Annotated in this window: 28 protein-coding genes; all 28 read left to right on the forward strand. The window is 56.9% G+C overall.

What is annotated here, in order from left to right; all coding sequences use genetic code 11:
• Nucleotides 1–96 precede the first annotated feature (96 nt).
• Nucleotides 97–1188 carry an elongation factor Tu gene (gene tuf / locus ACZ1HV_RS00005; protein WP_472716948.1) on the forward strand — a complete coding sequence of 364 codons (1092 nt, stop codon included), beginning with the start codon at nt 97–99 and terminating at the stop codon, nt 1186–1188.
• 72 nt (nt 1189–1260) lie between these two features.
• The gene (gene rpsJ / locus ACZ1HV_RS00010) at nt 1261–1569 is read left to right on the forward strand and encodes a 30S ribosomal protein S10 (protein WP_006936455.1); all 309 of its coding nucleotides are present in this window, start codon (nt 1261–1263) and stop codon (nt 1567–1569) included.
• A 23-nt stretch (nt 1570–1592) separates the two neighbouring features.
• A complete protein-coding gene (gene rplC / locus ACZ1HV_RS00015; RefSeq protein WP_298820193.1) occupies nt 1593–2303 on the forward strand; it encodes a 50S ribosomal protein L3 in 711 nt (236 codons plus the stop codon).
• Nucleotides 2303–2923 (forward strand): 50S ribosomal protein L4, encoded by a 621-nt coding sequence (gene rplD / locus ACZ1HV_RS00020; RefSeq protein WP_298820195.1) that lies wholly within the window; start codon nt 2303–2305, stop codon nt 2921–2923. The genes rplC and rplD overlap by 1 nt, the downstream gene beginning before the upstream one ends.
• Nucleotides 2920–3213, forward strand: a complete 294-nt coding sequence (locus ACZ1HV_RS00025; RefSeq protein ID WP_298820197.1) for a 50S ribosomal protein L23 — start codon at nt 2920–2922, stop codon at nt 3211–3213. The genes rplD and ACZ1HV_RS00025 overlap by 4 nt, the downstream gene beginning before the upstream one ends.
• A gap of 18 nt (nt 3214–3231) precedes the next feature.
• Entirely contained in the window at nt 3232–4065 is an 834-nt protein-coding gene (rplB, locus tag ACZ1HV_RS00030; protein ID WP_298820198.1) for a 50S ribosomal protein L2, read from the forward strand.
• A gap of 12 nt (nt 4066–4077) precedes the next feature.
• Nucleotides 4078–4356 carry a 30S ribosomal protein S19 gene (gene rpsS / locus ACZ1HV_RS00035; RefSeq protein WP_022998243.1) on the forward strand — a complete coding sequence of 93 codons (279 nt, stop codon included), beginning with the start codon at nt 4078–4080 and terminating at the stop codon, nt 4354–4356.
• Between the two features lie 2 nt (nt 4357–4358).
• The gene (rplV, locus tag ACZ1HV_RS00040; RefSeq protein WP_152501372.1) at nt 4359–4739 is read left to right on the forward strand and encodes a 50S ribosomal protein L22; all 381 of its coding nucleotides are present in this window, start codon (nt 4359–4361) and stop codon (nt 4737–4739) included.
• A complete protein-coding gene (gene rpsC, locus ACZ1HV_RS00045) occupies nt 4739–5467 on the forward strand; it encodes a 30S ribosomal protein S3 (RefSeq protein WP_298820202.1) in 729 nt (242 codons plus the stop codon). Before rplV ends, rpsC begins: the two co-directional genes overlap by 1 nt.
• A 47-nt stretch (nt 5468–5514) precedes the next feature.
• Nucleotides 5515–5928, forward strand: a complete 414-nt coding sequence (gene rplP, locus ACZ1HV_RS00050) for a 50S ribosomal protein L16 (protein ID WP_298820203.1) — start codon at nt 5515–5517, stop codon at nt 5926–5928.
• A gap of 21 nt (nt 5929–5949) precedes the next feature.
• The gene (rpmC, locus tag ACZ1HV_RS00055) at nt 5950–6150 is read left to right on the forward strand and encodes a 50S ribosomal protein L29 (protein ID WP_152501374.1); all 201 of its coding nucleotides are present in this window, start codon (nt 5950–5952) and stop codon (nt 6148–6150) included.
• A gap of 10 nt (nt 6151–6160) precedes the next feature.
• Nucleotides 6161–6391 (forward strand): 30S ribosomal protein S17, encoded by a 231-nt coding sequence (rpsQ, locus tag ACZ1HV_RS00060; protein WP_298820206.1) that lies wholly within the window; start codon nt 6161–6163, stop codon nt 6389–6391.
• Between the two features lie 70 nt (nt 6392–6461).
• Nucleotides 6462–6830 carry a 50S ribosomal protein L14 gene (gene rplN / locus ACZ1HV_RS00065; protein ID WP_298820207.1) on the forward strand — a complete coding sequence of 123 codons (369 nt, stop codon included), beginning with the start codon at nt 6462–6464 and terminating at the stop codon, nt 6828–6830.
• Entirely contained in the window at nt 6830–7147 is a 318-nt protein-coding gene (rplX, locus tag ACZ1HV_RS00070) for a 50S ribosomal protein L24 (protein ID WP_298820209.1), read from the forward strand. Before rplN ends, rplX begins: the two co-directional genes overlap by 1 nt.
• On the forward strand, nt 7140–7697 hold the full coding sequence (gene rplE / locus ACZ1HV_RS00075) for a 50S ribosomal protein L5 (protein WP_298820211.1): 558 nt from the start codon (nt 7140–7142) through the stop codon (nt 7695–7697). The genes rplX and rplE overlap by 8 nt, the downstream gene beginning before the upstream one ends.
• A gap of 21 nt (nt 7698–7718) precedes the next feature.
• Nucleotides 7719–8024: a 30S ribosomal protein S14 gene (rpsN, locus tag ACZ1HV_RS00080; RefSeq protein WP_298820213.1), complete on the forward strand. Its 306-nt coding sequence runs from the start codon at nt 7719–7721 to the stop codon at nt 8022–8024.
• A gap of 12 nt (nt 8025–8036) precedes the next feature.
• Nucleotides 8037–8435 (forward strand): 30S ribosomal protein S8, encoded by a 399-nt coding sequence (gene rpsH, locus ACZ1HV_RS00085; protein ID WP_152501379.1) that lies wholly within the window; start codon nt 8037–8039, stop codon nt 8433–8435.
• Nucleotides 8436–8476: 41 nt separating this feature from the next.
• The gene (gene rplF / locus ACZ1HV_RS00090) at nt 8477–9010 is read left to right on the forward strand and encodes a 50S ribosomal protein L6 (RefSeq protein WP_298820216.1); all 534 of its coding nucleotides are present in this window, start codon (nt 8477–8479) and stop codon (nt 9008–9010) included.
• Between the two features lie 12 nt (nt 9011–9022).
• Nucleotides 9023–9385: a 50S ribosomal protein L18 gene (gene rplR / locus ACZ1HV_RS00095; protein ID WP_152501381.1), complete on the forward strand. Its 363-nt coding sequence runs from the start codon at nt 9023–9025 to the stop codon at nt 9383–9385.
• A 41-nt stretch (nt 9386–9426) separates the two neighbouring features.
• Nucleotides 9427–9993, forward strand: coding sequence for a 30S ribosomal protein S5 (gene rpsE / locus ACZ1HV_RS00100; RefSeq protein ID WP_298820219.1), 567 nt, complete (start codon nt 9427–9429; stop codon nt 9991–9993).
• 41 nt (nt 9994–10034) lie between these two features.
• A complete protein-coding gene (rpmD, locus tag ACZ1HV_RS00105) occupies nt 10035–10232 on the forward strand; it encodes a 50S ribosomal protein L30 (RefSeq protein ID WP_006936433.1) in 198 nt (65 codons plus the stop codon).
• Nucleotides 10233–10254: 22 nt separating this feature from the next.
• Nucleotides 10255–10722 (forward strand): 50S ribosomal protein L15, encoded by a 468-nt coding sequence (gene rplO, locus ACZ1HV_RS00110; protein ID WP_298820221.1) that lies wholly within the window; start codon nt 10255–10257, stop codon nt 10720–10722.
• Between the two features lie 49 nt (nt 10723–10771).
• A complete protein-coding gene (gene secY, locus ACZ1HV_RS00115) occupies nt 10772–12103 on the forward strand; it encodes a preprotein translocase subunit SecY (RefSeq protein ID WP_298820223.1) in 1332 nt (443 codons plus the stop codon).
• Nucleotides 12100–12696, forward strand: coding sequence for an adenylate kinase (locus ACZ1HV_RS00120; RefSeq protein WP_298820225.1), 597 nt, complete (start codon nt 12100–12102; stop codon nt 12694–12696). The genes secY and ACZ1HV_RS00120 overlap by 4 nt, the downstream gene beginning before the upstream one ends.
• Nucleotides 12697–12876: 180 nt before the next feature.
• Nucleotides 12877–13245, forward strand: a complete 369-nt coding sequence (gene rpsM, locus ACZ1HV_RS00125) for a 30S ribosomal protein S13 (RefSeq protein ID WP_152501386.1) — start codon at nt 12877–12879, stop codon at nt 13243–13245.
• A gap of 71 nt (nt 13246–13316) precedes the next feature.
• The gene (gene rpsK / locus ACZ1HV_RS00130) at nt 13317–13706 is read left to right on the forward strand and encodes a 30S ribosomal protein S11 (RefSeq protein WP_006936427.1); all 390 of its coding nucleotides are present in this window, start codon (nt 13317–13319) and stop codon (nt 13704–13706) included.
• 89 nt (nt 13707–13795) lie between these two features.
• Nucleotides 13796–14818, forward strand: coding sequence for a DNA-directed RNA polymerase subunit alpha (locus ACZ1HV_RS00135; RefSeq protein ID WP_148632511.1), 1023 nt, complete (start codon nt 13796–13798; stop codon nt 14816–14818).
• Nucleotides 14819–14903: 85 nt separating this feature from the next.
• A complete protein-coding gene (rplQ, locus tag ACZ1HV_RS00140) occupies nt 14904–15329 on the forward strand; it encodes a 50S ribosomal protein L17 (RefSeq protein WP_472716949.1) in 426 nt (141 codons plus the stop codon).
• Nucleotides 15330–15398 lie beyond the last annotated feature (69 nt).

Genomic DNA, 15398 nt, shown 5'->3' on the forward strand with positions numbered 1-15398 from the left:
GCGAAGGAAAAATTTGAGCGCAACAAGCCGCACGTTAACATTGGCACGATTGGCCATGTTGACCACGGCAAGACGACGCTGACCGCTGCGATCACCATGACGCTTGCAGAAGCAGGTGGCGCAGAAGCAAAAGCTTATGACGAGATTGACGGTGCCCCTGAAGAAAAGGCGCGCGGTATTACGATCTCCACGGCTCACGTTGAGTATGAGACGGAAGCCCGTCACTACGCACACGTTGACTGCCCTGGTCACGCCGACTACGTGAAGAACATGATCACCGGCGCTGCTCAGATGGACGGCGGGATCCTGGTTGTGTCTTCCGCAGACGGCCCGATGCCGCAGACCCGTGAGCACATCCTGCTTGCGCGTCAGGTTGGCGTTCCGGCTCTTGTTGTTTTCATGAACAAGGTTGACCAGGTCGACGACGAAGAGCTTCTTGAGCTTGTCGAGATGGAAATCCGTGAGCTTCTGTCTTCCTACGAGTTCCCGGGCGACGACATTCCGATCGTCAAGGGTTCTGCTCTTGCAGCTGTTGAGAACCGTGATGCGGCGATTGGCCGTGATGCGATCCGCGAGCTGATGAACCAGGTTGACGAATACATCCCGACGCCTGAGCGTCCGAAGGATCAGCCGTTCCTGATGCCGATCGAAGACGTGTTCTCGATCTCCGGCCGCGGTACTGTTGTGACCGGTCGTGTTGAGCGCGGTGTGATCAATGTGGGTGAAGAAGTCGAGATTGTCGGCATCAAGGACACCACCAAGACCACGGTTACCGGCGTTGAAATGTTCCGCAAGCTGCTGGACAGCGGTGAAGCAGGCGACAACATCGGTGCTCTGATCCGCGGTGTTGCCCGTGAAGACGTTGAGCGTGGCCAGGTTCTTTGCAAGCCGGGTTCAGTTACCCCGCACACGAAGTTCAAGGCAGAAGCCTACATCCTGACGAAGGAAGAGGGTGGCCGTCATACGCCGTTCTTCACCAACTACCGTCCCCAGTTCTACTTCCGTACGACTGATGTGACCGGTGTTGTTTCCCTTCCTGAAGGCACTGAAATGGTTATGCCCGGCGACAACGTTTCCGTTGACGTTGAGCTGATCGTGCCGATCGCCATGGAAGAAGGCCTGCGCTTCGCGATCCGCGAAGGTGGCCGTACCGTCGGCGCCGGCGTCGTCGCATCAATTACTGAATAATCGACAGCCGGGCCTGCCGGTGCATCAAATCGAAACGCGGGCAGGCCCGCAGTCTTATTGGGAACAATAACAATGAACGGTCAGAATATCCGGATCCGCCTCAAGGCGTTTGACCACCGTATTCTGGACGCCTCCACTAAGGAGATCGTCAATACGGCCAAGCGGACCGGTGCTCAGGTACGGGGTCCCGTACCGCTGCCGACGCGGATCGAGAAGTACACAGTGCTTCGCGGACCGCACATCGATAAGAAAAGCCGCGATCAGTTCGAGATGCGTACACACAAGCGCTTGCTCGATATCGTTGATCCGACGCCCCAGACGGTGGACGCGCTGATGAAGCTCGACCTTGCCGCTGGTGTCGACGTCGAGATCAAGCTTTAAGCCGGGTCGAAGGGGACACATCCATGCGTTCTGGAGTGATCGCTCAGAAAGTGGGCATGACCCGCATCTATAATGATGCAGGCGAGCATGTTCCGGTCACGGTTTTGCGGCTGGAAAACTGCCAGGTGGTTGCCCACCGTACTGAAGAAAAGAATGGTTACACTGCGCTGCAACTTGGCGCTGGTACCCGCAAAGTCAAAAACACGCCGAAGGCTCTGCGCGGTCATTTTGCCGTCGCAAAAGTCGAGCCGAAGCGGACTGTGGCTGAATTCCGCGTTTCCGCGGACAACATGATCGACGTCGGCGCTGAGCTGACCGCAGACCATTATGTTGAAGGCCAGTTCGTTGATGTGACGGGCACTTCCATTGGTAAAGGTTTTGCCGGTGCGATGAAGCGTCACAACTTCGGTGGTGGCCGTGCAACACACGGTAACTCGATCTCGCACCGCTCACACGGTTCTACCGGTCAGTGTCAGGATCCGGGCCGCGTGTTCAAGGGCAAGAAAATGGCCGGTCACATGGGTGATGCCCGCGTGACCACGCAGAACCTGAAGGTTGTGCGCACTGATGTTGAGCGTGGCTTGATCATGGTCGAGGGTTCTGTTCCGGGCGCCAAGGGCGGCTGGATCCAGGTCCGCGACGCGGTCAAAAAGGCGCTGCCGGAAAATGTTCCGGTTCCGGGTGCTTTCAAGGCAACCGAAGCGACTGAAGCTGCCGGGAAGGAGAGTGAGTGATGGAACTCCAGGTCAAGACCCTCGCAGGTGGGGCGGCCGGTTCGATCACGGTGTCTGACGAGATCTTCGGTCTCGAGCCACGCACCGATTTGATCCACCGTGTGGTGCGTTGGCAGCTGGCGAAGCGCCAGGCCGGCACCCACCAAACGCTGCAGCGCGCAGATATTTCTGGCACGACGAAGAAATTCGTTCGCCAGAAAGGTTCCGGCGGTGCCCGTCACGGCAACAAGAAAGCTCCGCAGTTCCGCGGTGGTGGCAAGGCGTTCGGTCCGAACGTTCGCGATCATAGCCATGATTTGCCGAAAAAGGTACGTGCGCTCGGTTTGAAGCATGCCCTGTCGGCAAAAGCCAAAACTGAGAGCATTGTCGTTGTCGAGGATGCCAAGGCAGCCGAGGCAAAAACCAAGGCCCTGAAAGACCAGCTGAGCAAGCTTGGTCTGACGAGTGCTCTGGTTATTGACGGCGCTGAAATCGACAACAACTTCGCACTGGCCTCACGCAACATTCCTCATGTGGATGTACTGCCGGTTCAGGGCATCAACGTATATGACATCCTGCGGGCCAACACTCTCGTGTTGACCAAGGCCGCGGTGTCCGCACTTGAGGAGCGCTTCAAATGAGCAATCTTCCTCACTACGACAAGATCGTCGGCCCGGTAATCACCGAAAAGTCGACGATGGCTTCTGAAGAGAACAAGGTTGTCTTCAAAGTTGCTAACGATGCAACGAAGCCGGAAATCAAGGCCGCAGTCGAAGCGCTGTTCGGTGTCAAGGTCACGGCAGTGAACACTCTCGTCCGCAAGGGCAAGGTCAAACGCTTCCGCGGACGTCTTGGCCGTCAGTCTGACTTCAAAAAGGCCGTCGTTACGCTGCAGGAAGGTCACGCAATCGACGTGACCACCGGGCTCTAAGACGGGGACTTAAGAAAAATGGCACTTAAGACATTCAACCCGACGTCCCCAGGTCGCCGTCAGCTTGTTCAGGTTGACCGCTCTGGTCTGTACAAAGGCAAGCCGGTCAAGACTTTGACCGAAGGCCTGTCCAAGAAGGGTGGTCGTAACAACACCGGTCGCCTGACCTCACCGAACCGTGGTGGCGGTCACAAGCGGTCCTACCGTCTTGTGGACTTCAAGCGCCGCAAGTGGGACGTACCGGCAACGGTTGAGCGCCTGGAATACGATCCGAACCGGACCGCATTCATCGCGCTGATCCGTTATGAAGACGGTGAGTTGAGCTACATCCTGGCGCCTCAGCGTCTGGCCGTTGGCGATACTGTTTCCGCTGGCGAAAACGTCGACGTCAAGCCGGGCAACGCAGCGCCGCTGTCGCGCATTCCGGTCGGTACGATCGTACACAACATCGAACTGAAGCCGGGCAAGGGTGCCCAGATCGCTCGCTCTGCCGGTGCGTTCGTTCAGATCGTTGGCCGTGACCAAGGCTACACAACGTTGCGCCTGATGTCAGGCGAGCAGCGCCGTGTGCTCGGTACATGCATGGCTTCGATTGGCGCGGTGTCCAACCCGGACCACGCCAACGTAAACCTCGGCAAGGCAGGCCGTTCCCGCTGGCTTGGTATTCGCCCGCATACGCGTGGTGTTGCCATGAACCCGATCGACCACCCGCACGGTGGTGGTGAAGGCCGGACCTCAGGCGGTCGTCATCCGGTTACCCCTTGGGGTAAACCGACCAAAGGTAAGCGCACCCGGCGTAATAAGCAGACTGATAAGTTTATCGTCCGCAGCCGTCACGCGCGTAAGAAGTAAAGGACAAGGATCGTGGCACGTTCGATCTGGAAAGGTCCGTTTGTCGACGGGTATCTGCTGAAGAAAGCTGACAAGGTTCGCGAGTCCGGCCGGAACGAGGTCATCAAGACCTGGAGCCGCCGCTCAACGATCCTGCCGCAATTCGTCGGTTTGACCTTCGGCGTCTACAACGGTCAAAAGCACGTTCCGGTGCTGGTGTCTGAAGAGATGATTGGTCACAAGTTCGGTGAATTTTCTCCGAGCCGGACCTACTACGGACACGGCGCCGACAAGAAGGCGAAGAGGAAGTAACGATGGGCAAGCCGAAGCGTGAGCGGACGCTCGCTGACAACGAGGCTCGGGCAATGACCCGCATGCTGCGCATCTCACCGCGCAAGCTCAACCTCGTTGCGGCTGCTATCCGCGGCAAAAAAGTCGGCTCCGCCATTGCGGATCTGACATTCTCCCGCAAGCGCATCGCGCAGGACGTCAAGAAGACCCTGATGTCTGCCGTTGCAAACGCGGAAAACAATCATGACCTGGATATCGACAACCTGGTGGTTGCCGAGGCTCATGTTGGCAAGGCTTTTGTCATCAAGCGCTTCCAGGCCCGTGCACGCGGACGCGTCGGCCGGATCGAGAAGCCTTTCTCGAACCTGACCATCGTTGTGCGCGAAGTTGAGGAGACTGCCTGATGGGACATAAAGTAAATCCGATCGGCATGCGCCTTGGGATCAACCGCACCTGGGATTCCCGCTGGTTCGCTAATAAAAACGAATATGGCGATCTTCTTCATGAAGATTTCCGCATCCGTGAGTTCCTGTTGAAGGAACTTAAGCAGGCAGCTGTTTCCAAAGTGGTTATCGAGCGCCCGCATAAAAAATGCCGTGTTTCCATTCACTCCGGTCGTCCGGGTGTGGTCATCGGTAAAAAGGGTGCTGATATCGAGCGTCTTCGCAAGAAGATTGCCGACATCACCAATTCGGAAGTGCACATCAACATTGTTGAAGTTCGCAAGCCGGAAATCGATGCGACCCTTGTTGCCGCTTCGATCGCTCAGCAGCTGGAACGCCGTGTTGCCTTCCGCCGCGCCATGAAGCGGGCCGTTCAGTCCGCCATGCGTCTCGGCGCCCAGGGCATCCGGATCAACTGCGGTGGTCGTCTCGGTGGCGCAGAAATCGCTCGTATCGAATGGTACCGTGAAGGCCGCGTGCCGCTCCACACTCTTCGTGCAGACATCGACTACGGTGTCGCCAGTGCACACACGGCTTATGGCGTGTGCGGTGTGAAGGTCTGGATCTTCAAGGGTGAAATTCTGGAACACGATCCAATGGCGTCTGAACGCCGTGCGAGCGCTGCGTCAGAGGGAAACCAGGGTGATCGCGGCGGACGCCGGGATCGGGGCCGCGAGCGCGCAGCTTAATTCAAGCTGCCTGCCACTCGTAAGACAAGAAAGACGAGAGAAGAACGATGCTGCAACCGAAGCGCACAAAGTTCCGCAAGCAGCACAAAGGCCGCATTCACGGCTTGTCGAAGGGAGGCACCGACCTCAACTTCGGCGCATTCGGTCTGAAGGCTTTGGAGCCAGAGCGTGTTACTGCACGTCAGATCGAAGCGGCCCGTCGTGCTATGACCCGCCACATGAAACGTGCGGGTCGTGTTTGGATCCGTATCTTCCCGGACGTTCCGGTTTCTTCGAAGCCTGCTGAAGTCCGCATGGGTAAGGGTAAGGGTTCTCCGGATTACTGGGCTTGCCGCGTCAAGCCGGGCCGGATCATGTTTGAAGTTGATGGTGTGTCGGAAGACATTGCGCGTGAAGCGATGCGTCTTGCTGCTGCCAAACTGCCGATCAAATGCCGGTTCGTTCAGCGTATCGGCGAGTAAGGCAGTCGAGGAGTTAATGCCATGAAGGCGACCGAAGTACGGGCAAAAACCGTTGATGAGCTCCGCACGGAACTCGAAGGTCTGAAGAAGGAGCAGTTTAACCTGCGTTTTCAGAAGGCGACGGGTCAGCTCGAAAACACTGCGCGTGTCCGGCAGATCCGCCGGGACATCGCGCGTATCCAGACGATCATGCGCGAAAAGCGTGTGACGGCGAACGCGTAAGGAGACGGCAATGCCGAAGCGTATCCTGCAGGGCACCGTTGTCAGCGACGCCAATGACAAGACGGTGACGGTGAATGTGGAGCGTCGCTTCACACACCCACTGCTGAAAAAGACTGTGCGCCGGACCAAAAAGTACCGCGCACACGATGAAGGCAACCAATACAAGGTTGGCGACTCTGTTCAGATCGAAGAGTGCGCGCCGATCTCGAAAAACAAACGTTGGACTGTGGTCGCTCAGTGACCACGCTCCGATCAAGTGAGCATCAGGCGCCCGTCATTCGAGCGCCAATAGAAGAACAAGGCAGCCAGTCATGATTCAGATGCAAACAAACCTCGACGTCGCCGACAATTCCGGCGCGCGTCGTGTCATGTGCATCAAAGTGCTCGGCGGCTCCAAGCGTAAATATGCCCAGGTCGGCGACATTATCGTTGTCTCCGTCAAAGAGGCTATTCCGCGGGGGCGCGTCAAAAAGGGCGACGTGATGAAGGCTGTCGTCGTGCGCACGGCAAAGGATATCCGCCGTCCCGATGGCAGCGTGATCCGGTTCGACCGCAATGCGGCCGTGCTGATCAACAACAATAAGGAGCCGGTCGGCACCCGTATCTTTGGTCCGGTGCCGCGCGAACTCCGTGCAAAAAACCATATGAAAATCATTTCGCTCGCGCCGGAGGTGCTCTGATGGCTGCGAAAATTAAAAAAGGCGACACGGTGGTCGTACTGACCGGCCGTGACAAGGGTAAGTCCGGCGAAGTCATCAAGATGCTTCTCGCCGATAACAAGGCCCTGGTCCGTGGCATCAACATGGTTCGCCGCCACCAGAAGCAGACCCAGACCCAGGAAGCTGGCATCGTTGCTAAGGAAGCACCGATTCATCTTTCCAACGTCTCCCTGGTTGATCCGAAGGACGGCAAGGCGACACGCGTCGGCTTCAAAGTGCAGGACGATGGCACCAAGGTTCGTGTGGCCAAGCGTTCGGGAGACCTGATCGATGGCTGAGTCCACTAATGTGCCGCGTCTCCGGACGCATTACGAAGAAGTCGTGCGCAAGCAGCTTCTTGAAAAGTTTCAGTACCAGAACGTTATGCAGGTACCGAAACTGGAAAAAATCGTCCTGAACATCGGTGTCGGTGAGGCAGTTGGCGATTCCAAGAAAGCGCGCATCGCAGCAGAAGACCTGGCAGCAATCGCCGGTCAGAAGCCGGTCATTACCAAGGCAAAGAAATCCATCGCGACTTTCAAAGTGCGTGAAGGCATGCCGCTTGGTTCCAAGGTGACCCTGCGCCGCCAGCAGATGTACGAGTTCATGGACCGTCTGATCACCATCGCGCTTCCGCGCGTTCGTGACTTCCGTGGTCTGAACCCGAAGAGCTTCGACGGTCGCGGAAACTATGCCATGGGCATCAAAGAGCACATCGTGTTCCCGGAAATCGAGTACGACAAGGTCGACCAGATTTGGGGCATGGACGTGATCGTTTGCACGACCGCATCGACGGATGACGAGGCGCGCGAGCTTCTGCGCGCGTTCAACTTCCCGTTCACGAAGTAACGGGCAAGGAAGGGAACGACGATGGCGAAGAAAAGCGCAATCGAGAAAAACAAGCGCCGCGAGAAGCTTGTCAAGAAATACGCTGAGAAGCGCACCGCTCTGAAGGCAATGGCTAAAGATGATAGCCTGTCTCTGGAAGAGCGTTACAACGCCCGCCTGAAGCTGGCAAAACTGCCGCGGAACTCCGCGCCGAACCGCGTTCGCAACCGTTGCGAAGTGTCCGGCCGTCCGCGCGGTTTTTACCGCAAGCTGAAGATGTCGCGTATTGCGCTTCGTGAACTGGGTTCCCTGGGTAAGATCCCGGGCCTGGTCAAGTCGAGCTGGTAAGGAGAAACTCCGATGGCAATTTCTGATCCGTTGGGGGATATGCTGACCCGCATCCGTAACGCGCAATTGCGCCGCAAGAGCAAGGTCAGCTCACCAAAATCCAAATTGCGTGCACACGTACTTGATGTGCTTGCAAAAGAGGGTTACATCCGTGGCTACACATCGGTTGACTACGAGGGCGGCAAGTCCGAGTTGGAAATCGAACTGAAGTATTTCGACGGTGAACCGGTTATCCGCACGATTGAACGTGTGTCCAAACCGGGCCGCCGTGTGTACTCCTCGGTGAAAAACATCCCGCATGTCTCTAATGGGCTGGGCGTGTCGATTATTTCGACTCCGCGCGGTGTCATGAGCGACCATCAGGCGCGGGAAGAAAACGTAGGTGGTGAGGTTCTTTGTCGCGTCTTCTGATGCGGCATCCTCATTGTTAAAACAACGACAAGGTTGGTCACATGTCTCGTATTGGCAAAAAGCCAGTCCCCGTGCCAAGCGGGGTAACGGCATCGATCGACGGTCAGATGGTTACGATCAAGGGCCCGAAAGGCGAAAAGTCTTTTGTGCTCAATGATCTTGTTCTGGCCGAAATGACAGATGACGGGATCAAAATCGATCCGCGTAACAACACCAAGCCGGCTCGCTCCATGTGGGGTATGAGCCGTACCATGGTGTCGAACCTGATTACCGGTGTAACCGATGGTTTCAAAAAGGACCTCGCGATTACCGGTGTCGGTTACCGTGCACAGGTCCAGGGTCAAAACCTTCAGCTGGCGCTTGGTTTCTCGCATGACGTCGTCTATCCGATCCCGGAAGGCATCGATATCAAATGCCCGAAACCGACGGAAATCAACATCACCGGAACCGACAAACAGCGTGTCGGCCAGGTGGCTGCTGAAATCCGTGAATTCCGCCCGCCGGAGCCTTACAAAGGCAAAGGCGTACGTTATGCAGACGAGTTCATCGTCCGCAAAGAAGGCAAGAAGAAGTAACGGACCTGGATCATGGCGAACAGCAAACAAGCTTTCGAGCGCCGCCGCGATCGCGTGCGTCGTTCGATCAGGAAAGCCGCCGGCGGACGTCCGCGCCTTTCTATCTTCCGCTCGTCGAAGCAGATCTACGCCCAGATCATTGACGACGCGAAGGGGCATACAATTGCCTCTGCATCAACGATCGAAACAGATCTCAAGGGCAGCCTGAAAACGGGCGCCGATGTCGCAGCAGCTGCTGCCGTCGGCAAGCTTGTGGCCGAGCGCGCAGTCGCCGCCGGCATCAAGCAGGTCGTGTTCGACCGGGGTGGGTACATGTATCATGGGCGTGTCAAAGCGCTTGCCGATGCGGCCCGCGAAGGTGGACTTGAATTCTGACCAGCGCCCGTTGGCGCTCTTAAGAACGGAAGACGTATAAAATGGCGAGACAAGAAAATCGCGATCGCGACGAGCGAGACAGCGAATTCGTCGACAAGCTCGTTCACATCAACCGCGTTGCCAAAGTGGTCAAGGGTGGCCGTCGTTTCGGCTTCGCCGCTCTGGTAGTGGTTGGTGATCAGAAGGGCCGTGTCGGCTTCGGTCATGGCAAGGCGCGTGAAGTGCCGGAAGCCATCCGGAAAGCAACTGAAGCTGCAAAGCGCACCATGATCCGTGTGCCGCTGCGCGAAGGCCGGACCCTTCACCACGATGTGGAAGGCCGTCACGGTGCGGGCAAGGTTCTGCTGCGCGCTGCACCGGCAGGTACGGGTATCATCGCAGGTGGCCCGATGCGTGCTGTCTTTGAAACGCTTGGCGTTCAGGACGTTGTGGCAAAGTCGCTGGGGACCTCCAACCCCTACAACATGGTTCGTGCAACTTTTGCTGCGCTGACCAAAGAAGACAGCCCGCGCTCCGTCGCAGCTCGCCGTGGCCTCAAGGTCTCTGTGCTGCAGTCGCGGCGTCGTGACAACAACGATGAGGCGGCTCCGGCTGCCGCTGAGGCTTGACCTTAGCGGCTCCGGTCCCCAGCTGAAAGAGGGTAGGTTCCATGGCGAACACCGAAAAGACTGTTACGGTCGAACAGATCGGCAGCCCGCTGCGCCGTCCTAAGGACCAGCGCGCGACGCTTGTCGGTCTTGGCCTGAACAAGATGCACCGCCGTTCCACGCTGAAGGATACTCCTGAAGTGCGCGGCATGATCAATAAGGTCCAGCATCTCGTTCGCGTCGTCGAAGACAACGCATAAGAACGGGGTGAGGAGAGAAAACATGAAGCTCAACGAACTTCGTGACAACGAAGGCGCAACACCAGAGCGCACCCGCGTTGGACGCGGTATCGGTTCTGGCAAGGGCAAGACCGGCGGCCGTGGTGTCAAAGGTCAGAAATCCCGTTCCGGCGTCGCTATCAAAGGCTTTGAAGGCGGTCAGATGCCGCTTCACCGCCGTTTGCCGAAACGCGGCTTCACGAACATTTTTGCCAAGGACTTCAATACTGTGTCCGTTGGCCGTGTTCAGAAGGCGATTGATGCCGGCAAATTGAACGCATCCGAAACCGTGACCGCCGAAGCCCTCAAAGCAGCTGGCGTCGTCAAACGGATCCGTGATGGCGTGCGCATCGTTGCAAACGGTGAACTCACCGTTGCAGTGACATTTGAAGTGGCCGGTGCCTCCAAGGGCGCTGTGGCTGCGATCGAAAAAGCGGGCGGCAAGGTTGCCGTTCTGGGAGCTCAGGCTTAACAGCCTGGGCTTTTCCCATTTTTGGGCAAGCATCTGACCGGAGTAGGGCATGGCATCGGCCGCCGAGCAACTGGCGTCAAATCTAAATTTCTCAGCTTTCGCCAAGGCTGAAGAGCTCAAAAAGCGCATCTGGTTCACGCTAGGGGCGCTTTTGGTTTATCGACTGGGCACTTACATTCCGATGCCCGGCATCAATCCGGTAGCCTTTGCGCAAGCCTTTGATCAGGCGCAGCAAGGCATTATCGGCATGTTCAACATGTTCGCCGGTGGTGCGGTCGAGCGGATGGCGATTTTCGCCCTCGGCATCATGCCGTATATTTCCGCTTCCATTATCATGCAGCTGATGACGACGGTCGTACCGACGCTTGAGCAGCTGAAGAAGGAAGGCGAGCAGGGCCGCAAGGTCATCAACCAGTACACCAGGTACGGAACCGTCATTCTGGCGGCGTTTCAGGCCTACGGCATTGCCGTTGGGCTTGAAGGCGCAACCAATGTGGTTACCGATCCGGGCTGGTTCTTCCGTGCATCCACCGTGATCACGCTTGTCGGCGGCACCATGTTCCTGATGTGGCTTGGTGAACAGATCACGTCGCGCGGCATCGGCAACGGTATTTCGCTGATCATCTTTGCCGGCATTGTCGCCGGTCTGCCTTCAGCGGTCGTACAGACACTTGAGCTTGGACGTCAGGGCTCCCTGGCAACCGGCATCATTCTGGCGGTCATCATCCTGGCCGTTGTGGTTATTGCGTTCATCGTCTTCATGGAGCGTGCGCAGCGTCGCCTTCTGATCCAGTATCCGAAGCGGCAGATGGGCAACCGCATGTTTGAGGGCAACACCTCGTTCCTGCCGTTGAAGTTGAACACCGCGGGTGTCATTCCGCCGATCTTCGCGTCGTCCCTGCTGCTCGTACCGGCAACCCTCTCCGGTTTTGGACAAGGCAGCGGCAATGAATGGCTGACATACATCACCGCGGCTCTTGGACACGGACAGCCGCTGTTCATGGTGTTTTATGCTGCCATGATCATTTTCTTCTGTTTCTTCTATACGGCGATCGTGTTCAACCCGAGTGACACGGCCGACAACCTGAAGAAACACGGCGGTTTCATCCCAGGTATTCGTCCTGGCGAACGCACTGCGCAATATATCGACCATGTGCTCACACGCATCACGGTTGTTGGTGCGCTCTACATCACCGTCGTTTGTCTATTACCCGAATTCCTAATATCGGCCACTGGCGTTCCGTTTTACTTCGGGGGCACCTCTTTGCTAATTGTTGTTAGCGTGACAATGGATACCGTATCGCAGATCCAGGGCCACTTGCTTGCACATCAGTACGAGGGGCTCGTGAAGAAAGCGAAACTCAGGGGGAAACGTAGATGAGGCTAATTCTGGTAGGACCGCCAGGAGCGGGGAAGGGAACGCAGGCCATTCGGCTTGTTGAAAAATACGGCATACCGCAGCTCTCCACGGGAGACATGCTTCGGGCCGCCGTAGCTGCCCAGACCCCGGTCGGCCTCAAAGCCAAGGAAGTGATGGATTCCGGCGGGCTCGTCTCTGACGAGATCGTCGTCGGAATTATCCGCGACCGGATCGCAGAAGACGATGCCAAGAATGGTTTCATTCTTGACGGCTTCCCGCGCACCGTCGCACAGGCTGAGGCGCTTGATGAAATGCTCCAGGCAGGCAGCTACAAAGTAGATGCCGTCATTGAGCTGCGTGTCGACCAGACCAAACTCGTTGATCGTATCGTGAAACGTGCTGAAGATGCCAAAGCAGCCGGCGAGCCGGTTCGCAAGGATGATGATCCGATTGTCTTCAAACAAAGGCTCGAAGCATATAACCGCGATACCGCCGTTGTTGTGCCTTATTACGAGAAGACAGGCCTGCTTCATGTCATCGATGGAATGCAATCCATTGAAGAAGTTGCAGCGTCTATAGATTCCGTACTTCAAGGTCTTGACGAAAGGGTTTAGAGCCGGTAAACGACGCGCTCTATCTTACAGTTGAGCCGGTTCCATGGACGTGGGACCGGCATTCTCTGTGCCGGGGCCACCCCGGCATTTTCATACCCGCAAGGGCCGGACTCCACCGGACGCGGGCACTACCCACTGCGGACGGCACCTCAGGTTCTGCCGCTTAACATGGAGACAAACGTGGCACGTATTGCTGGCGTTAACATCCCGACGAACAAGCGCGTTGTCATCGCGCTTCAGTACATTCACGGCATTGGCAAAAAATTTGCCCAGGAAATCGTTGAAAAAAACAACATCGACGCTTCCCGCCGTGTGAATGAACTCTCCGATGCAGAAGTTCTGCAGATCCGCGAAACCATCGACCGTGACTACATGGTTGAAGGTGACCTTCGCCGTGATACTGCAATGAACATCAAGCGTCTGATGGATCTTGGCTGCTACCGCGGCCTGCGTCACCGCCGCGGCCTGCCGGTTCGCGGTCAGCGGACGCATACAAACGCACGTACCCGCAAGGGTCCGGCGAAACCGATCGCAGGTAAGAAGAAATAATCAACACTCCGCGATTGGTGGTGGAGCTGCCGGCATTACGGCAGTGACGAGATCAAAACAAGGACAACAAAATGGCTAAAGATACGACGCGCGTGCGTCGCCGCGAACGCAAGAACATCTCGTCTGGCGTTGCGCATGTGAACTCGACATTCAACAACACGATGATCACGATCACGGACGCCCAGGGCAATGCTATTTCCTGGTCTTCCGCTGGTGCGCTTGGCTTCAAGGGCTCTCGTAAGTCCACGCCGTATGCGGCTCAGGTTGCTGCTGAAGATGCTGCGAAGAAAGCTGCCGAGCACGGCATGCGCACTCTCGAAGTTGAAGTGCGCGGTCCGGGTTCCGGCCGTGAATCCGCTCTGCGTGCACTGCAAGCCGCCGGTTTCCTGATCACGTCCATCCGTGACGTGACGCCGATACCGCACAATGGCTGCCGTCCGCGCAAGCGCCGCCGCGTCTAAGGCTTATTCAGTCTTAGGTACCTGTTTCTCCAAATGGCAAAGAATAGCCTGGCCGCAGAGCCGGGCGGGATAGCCGAAGGGACGCAAACGTGACCATTCAAAAAAATTGGCAGGAACTGATCAAGCCGACCAAACTCGAGATCAAGCCGGGTGATGATCCGCGCTTCTTGGCAACGGTTGTTGCCGAGCCGCTCGAGCGTGGCTACGGCCTGACACTGGGCAACGCCCTGCGCCGTATTCTTCTGTCTTCCCTGCAAGGGGCGGCGGTAACAGCGGTTCAGATCGACGGCGTTCTGCATGAGTTCTCGTCGATCCCGGGTGTCCGGGAAGATGTCACCGACATCGTACTCAACATCAAGGAAATCGCCATCCGCATGGAAGGCGAAGGTCCCAAGCGCATGGTTGTGCGCAAGCAGGGTCCAGGTGTTGTGACAGCTGGTGATATTCAGACAGTCGGCGACGTAGAAGTGCTCAACCCGGAACTGGTTCTCTGCACACTCGACGAAGGCGCTGAAATCCGCATGGAATTCACCGTCAACACCGGTAAAGGCTACCATTCTTCCGACCGCAACCGGCCGGAAGATGCTCCGATCGGATTGATCCCGGTCGACAGTCTTTACTCACCGGTCAAGAAGGTCTCCTACAAGGTGGAAAACACCCGTGAAGGCCAGGTTCTTGACTATGACAAGCTGACCCTGACCGTCGAAACCGATGGTTCCGTCAAGCCGGATGATGCCGTGGCTTTCGCAGCGCGTATTCTGCAGGATCAGCTTTCCATCTTCGTCAACTTCGAAGAGCCGCAACGCGAAGTCGCCGAGGACACTGTCCCGGAACTGGCTTTCAACCCGGCGCTATTGAAGAAAGTCGACGAGCTGGAGCTGTCTGTCCGGTCTGCAAACTGCCTGAAGAACGACAATATCGTGTATATTGGCGATCTCATTCAGAAGACCGAAGCGGAAATGCTGCGGACACCGAATTTCGGCCGCAAGTCGCTCAACGAAATCAAAGAAGTTCTCGCTCAGATGGGTCTCCATCTCGGCATGGAAGTTGCCAACTGGCCGCCTGAGAACATCGACGATCTCGCCAAGCGCTACGAAGACCATCAGTATTAAGGGCGCAAGCGTCCTTTAGGGAACCACCGGGCAAGTGCTCTTGACAGAAACAGAGCAGACTTCCCGATAGAAAAAGGAGAGGGCCATGCGCCACGGTAAAGCCGGCCGCAAGCTCAATCGGACTTCTAGCCACCGCAAGGCTATGTTCGCAAACATGGCAGCGTCGCTGATCAAGCACGAGCAGATCGTCACGACCCTGCCGAAGGCCAAAGAAATGAAGCCGATCATCGACAAGCTCATCACCCTGGGCAAGCGCGGTGATCTTCATGCACGCCGCCAGGCTATCTCGCAGATCCGCGATACAGCCATGGTTGCCAAGCTGTTTGAGACGCTTGGCGAGCGTTACAAGGATCGCAACGGGGGGTATTCCCGCGTCTTGAAAGCCGGTTTCCGCTATGGTGACAATGCTCCGATGGCAGTCATCGAGCTCGTCGACCGGGATCCGGAAGCGCGCGGTGCAGACGACCGCGCTCGCACTGAAGCAGAAGAAGCAACTGAAAACGCAGCGTAAGTTGGGTTTTCATGGCGAATACTGAAAGGCGGGCATTAGCCCGCCTTTTTCTTTAAATGAAACATCTTC

The sequence above is a fragment of the Roseibium sp. JB4-4 genome (genome assembly GCF_055693425.1).